General features: G+C 70.3%; 5 protein-coding genes. 2 read left to right on the forward strand and 3 right to left on the reverse strand.

Going from position 1 to position 4010, the window contains the following annotated elements; all coding sequences use genetic code 11:
- Positions 1 to 140: 140 nt before the first annotated feature.
- Positions 141 to 731 (forward strand): malonic semialdehyde reductase, encoded by a 591-nt coding sequence (locus AB8Z36_RS31755; RefSeq protein ID WP_369216845.1) that lies wholly within the window; start codon positions 141 to 143, stop codon positions 729 to 731.
- Between the two features lie 154 nt (positions 732 to 885).
- Here AB8Z36_RS31755 and AB8Z36_RS31760 read toward each other — a convergent pair whose 3' ends face one another.
- Positions 886 to 1404 carry a DUF4245 domain-containing protein gene (locus tag AB8Z36_RS31760; RefSeq protein ID WP_369216846.1) on the reverse strand — a complete coding sequence of 173 codons (519 nt, stop codon included), beginning with the start codon at positions 1402 to 1404 and terminating at the stop codon, positions 886 to 888.
- A 241-nt stretch (positions 1405 to 1645) separates the two neighbouring features.
- On the opposite strand from AB8Z36_RS31760, the gene glpX reads away from it, so the two are divergent.
- A complete protein-coding gene (gene glpX, locus AB8Z36_RS31765) occupies positions 1646 to 2677 on the forward strand; it encodes a class II fructose-bisphosphatase (protein WP_369216847.1) in 1032 nt (343 codons plus the stop codon).
- Between the two features lie 109 nt (positions 2678 to 2786).
- Here the strand turns inward: glpX and AB8Z36_RS31770 are convergent, their stop codons facing one another.
- On the reverse strand, positions 2787 to 3155 hold the full coding sequence (locus AB8Z36_RS31770) for a WhiB family transcriptional regulator (RefSeq protein ID WP_369216848.1): 369 nt from the start codon (positions 3153 to 3155) through the stop codon (positions 2787 to 2789).
- Between the two features lie 126 nt (positions 3156 to 3281).
- Positions 3282 to 3977 carry a DUF1707 SHOCT-like domain-containing protein gene (locus tag AB8Z36_RS31775; RefSeq protein ID WP_369216849.1) on the reverse strand — a complete coding sequence of 232 codons (696 nt, stop codon included), beginning with the start codon at positions 3975 to 3977 and terminating at the stop codon, positions 3282 to 3284.
- Between the last annotated feature and the right edge of the window lie 33 nt (positions 3978 to 4010).

Genomic DNA, 4010 nt, shown 5'->3' on the forward strand with positions numbered 1-4010 from the left:
ATTTCGGACAGATCCCTGTGAAGCGGATCACGGCGACCCCGCTTTGGTTGAATCTTAAACGTCACCTGTCGTACGGTCGGACCTGCCCGCTGAACCACAGCAGACGACTTCCAGCACGTACGTACCGAGAAGGTTGACTCATGTCTCTCGCACTTGACCCCGCCGCCCAGGACCTGCTCTTCCGTGAGGCCCGCACCGCGAACACCTTCACCGACGAGCCGGTCACCGACGAGCAGGTCCAGGCGATCTACGACCTGGTCAAGTACGGCCCGACCGCCTTCAACCAGTCGCCGCTGCGCATCACCCTGGTCCGCTCCCCCGAGGCCCGCGAGCGCCTGGTGCAGCACATGGCCGAGGGCAACCGCCCGAAGACCGCCACGGCGCCGCTGGTCGCGATCCTCTCCGCCGACAACGAGTTCCACGAGGAGCTCCCGGCCCTCTTCCCGCACTTCCCGCAGGCCAAGGACGCTTTCTTCGCCGAGCGCCCCGCCCGTGAGCAGGCCGCCCTGCTGAACGCCACGCTCCAGGCCGCGTACTTCATCGTCGGCGTGCGCGCCGCCGGTCTCGCCGCGGGCCCGATGACCGGTTACGACCCGGCCGGCCTCCAGAAGGAGTTCCTGGACGGCGACCACACCCCGCTGATGGTCATCAACATCGGCAAGCCCGGCGAGGACGCCTGGTTCCCGCGCTCCCCCCGCCTCTCCTACGAGGACGTCGTCACCACGGTCTGAGCGACCCCGCTCCCGCCAGTGACAGCGAAGGGCCTCCGGCACACCGCCGGGGGCCCTTCGCGCGTACGCGGGCGTTCCGAGGGGCCGCGCCGCCCTCATGCCGTCCTCAAGGCCTCACGCCGTCCTCAGCCGCCTCACGACGCCCTCGGCCGCCTCACGCCGTCTTCAGCGACTCCGCCATCTTCGTGAGCTGCCCGAACGACGCCGTGCCCGCGACCACCGTCGTGGCGCCCTTCTCCGTGCTCACCAGGGCGTCGTACGTCGGGCCCCGGTAGCGCTGCCAGGTGCGGCCGTCGATCTTCTCCGTGGCGGCGGTCTTCCGCGCGTCCTGCGTGGCCTGCGGGATGAACTTGCCCGGCTCGTCGGTGGACTGCTTGACGGCCACGTACTCGCCGTCCGGGTCGAGGAAGCCGAGGTGCCAGCTGTCGTGCTCGGCGCCGTTGAACCGCACCGATGTCGGCTTCCAGCTCCTGGACAGGCCCTCGGGTGCCGCCACGGGATAGGCCGCCGCGCGCCGGGCCGTCAGGAGCTCCACCCGGTAGTCGACGCGCTTGACCGGGGTCTTGGACTCGTCGTGCGGGACGAAGATGTAGATCACGCCTGCCACCAGGGCGATCACCACCAACGACCACAGCATGTTCTTGACGGTCTGGGTGCCTTGTCTGCCTGCCACGCGTCCCATGGTCTCAGGCCCGGAATGCGATTCGTCCCCCGGTGTCGCCATCGGCGTCCCCGGCCGGTGCGGCACCCCCACCGGCTCCGCTCATGCGTGGGGTGCACTGCTCATTTTGTCGGCCTGCGGATAGAGTCACGAGCACACCCTCATCCGGCCGCCCTCCCGTACTCACCACCGCCCTTCCAAGGACGCCCTACGGGCGCGCCACTTTTTTGTATCAGCAGAAAGGTGCTCTCCGATGACCGAGCATCATCTCCCGTCCGAGCTAGAGGTCTCTCCCGAGGCTCCCGACCGCAACCTCGCCCTGGAGCTCGTCCGGGTCACCGAGGCCGCCGCCATGGCCGCAGGACGCTGGGTCGGCCGCGGGGACAAGAACGGCGCGGACGGCGCCGCCGTCAGGGCCATGCGGACCCTCGTCCACACCGTCTCGATGAACGGCGTCGTCGTCATCGGCGAGGGCGAGAAGGACGAGGCCCCGATGCTCTTCAACGGGGAGCGCATCGGCGACAGCACCGGCGCCGAGGTCGACATCGCCGTCGACCCGATCGACGGCACGACCCTCTGCGCGAAGGGCATGCCCAACGCCATCGCCGTGCTGGCCGCCGCCGACCGGGGCGCGATGTTCGACCCGTCCGCCGTGTTCTACATGGACAAGCTGGTCACCGGCCCCGAGGCCGCCGACTACGTGGACATCAACGCCCCCGCGTCGGTCAACATCCGCCGGGTCGCCAAGGCCAAGAACTCCTCGCCCGAGGACGTCACGGTGATGATCCTGGACCGCCCCCGGCACGAGGGCATCGTCAAGGAGATCCGCGAGACCGGCGCCCGCATCAAGTTCATCTCGGACGGCGACGTCGCGGGCTCGGTCATGGCCGTGCGCGAGGGCACCGGCGTCGACCTGCTGATGGGCATCGGCGGCACCCCCGAGGGCATCATCTCGGCCTGTGCGATCAAGTGCCTGGGCGGCACCATCCAGGGCAAGCTGTGGCCCAAGGACGACGAGGAGCGCCAGCGCGCCATCGACGCGGGCCACGATCTGGACCGCACCCTCTCCACGGACGACCTGGTCCAGGGCGACAACGTCTTCTTCGTGGCGACCGGCATCACCGACGGCGAGCTGCTCCAGGGCGTCCGCTACCGCGCGGCCACCGCCTCGACGTCCTCGCTGGTCATGCGCTCCAAGTCGGGCACGATCCGCAAGATCGACTCCGATCACCGGCTCTCGAAGCTGCGCGCCTACAGCGCCATCGACTTCGACCGCGCCAAGTAGTCCGACAGCGTCAAGCAGCCCGACCGCGCCGAGCGCCGCGTCCGGCGGCGGTGCGCGCGTACGACGATGGGGGCGTCCCGTGCGGGGGACGCCCCCATCGTCGTGAGGTCTAACCGGCGGCCGCTATCGAGTGCGCCGCCTTCTTCAGCTCCATGTCACGCCGGCGCCGCCGGGCCAGGACCACGCGGCGCTCGGCGGCGGTGAGGCCGCCCCAGACGCCGTACGGCTCGGGCTGGAGCAGGGCGTGCTCGCGGCACTCGACCATCACGGGACAGCGGGCGCAGACACGCTTGGCCGCCTCCTCGCGGGAGAGCCTCGCCGCGGTCGGCTCCTTGGACGGCGCGAAGAAGAGTCCGGCCTCGTCACGTCGGCACACCGCCTCCGTATGCCATGGAGCGTCATCATTGCGGTCCCGCACTGGACCTCGCTGAGCCGGAACTGCGGCGACCTGCGAGGACTGATGCGACGGTTGCAGCACGGCCTACTCCTGACGACGGCTTCGCGAGCGAGAGACGATGCAGCAGCTCTACCCGCTGTGTACGCGCCTATGCACTGAGTTCCGATCGACGCGAACGCGCCCCCTCCGTGCACGACGCGTGTGACGTCAGTGGCCCAGGTGTTTGCGAAGCTGCCGGTGCAGATCACGCACGAACCGACCCCGCTTCGGGCGCGCCTCGATGCTGCCGAAGATCGCCGTGCCGTCCACGAAGACGACGGGGGCGTCCTGGTCGGGCGAGTCGAGGGTGTCGACCTCGAAGCTGCCGAGGACGCCCGTGCCGCTGCCGCGCAGCGAGACGTTCTCCGGGACGCGGACGTCGACCGAGCCGAAGACGGCCACCGCCTTGATCACCACCTGGCGCTGCTCGAATATCGCCTCGCTCAGGTCGATCTCGACGCTGCCGAAGATGGCGTACGCGTGCGTGCGGCGGGCGACGCGCCAGCGGCCCTTGCGGACGCTGCCGCTGAGCACCGCCACCAGGTTCTCGTCGGCGACCGGCGGGACGGCGCCCGGTGACGGTCTGGACGGCGCGGGGTCGGGCGTGTGCGCGGCCCGGGGCCGGCCGTGCGCCGCGGGCAGGTCACTGACCAGCGGCTCCAGCTCGGCCATGGTCTTGGCGCGATAGACCCCGTCGATACGCTCGGAGTGCTCCTCCGCGGTGAGCCGGCCCTCGGCCAGGGCTTCGCGGAGGATGTCGGCGGTGCGGTCCCGGTCGGCGTCGGAGGCACGGAGCGAGCCGACCGGTCCGGACGGTCCGGGCGCGGCGGAGGCGGGCTGGGAGGGGCGCTTTTCGAGGTCCACGCCAGCAGCGTACCCACTCGCGATAGATCGCGA

This window comes from Streptomyces flavofungini (genome assembly GCF_041028215.1).
In the GTDB taxonomy this organism is placed as follows: domain Bacteria; phylum Actinomycetota; class Actinomycetes; order Streptomycetales; family Streptomycetaceae; genus Streptomyces; species Streptomyces flavofungini_B.

Excerpts from the sequence above, each read along its gene's own strand:
- AB8Z36_RS31755 (WP_369216845.1), top strand. The coding sequence starts at position 141 with ATGTCTCTCGCACTTGACCCCGCCGCCCAGGACCTGCTCTTCCGTGAG.
- glpX (WP_369216847.1), top strand. The coding sequence starts at position 1,646 with ATGACCGAGCATCATCTCCCGTCCGAGCTAGAGGTCTCTCCCGAGGCT.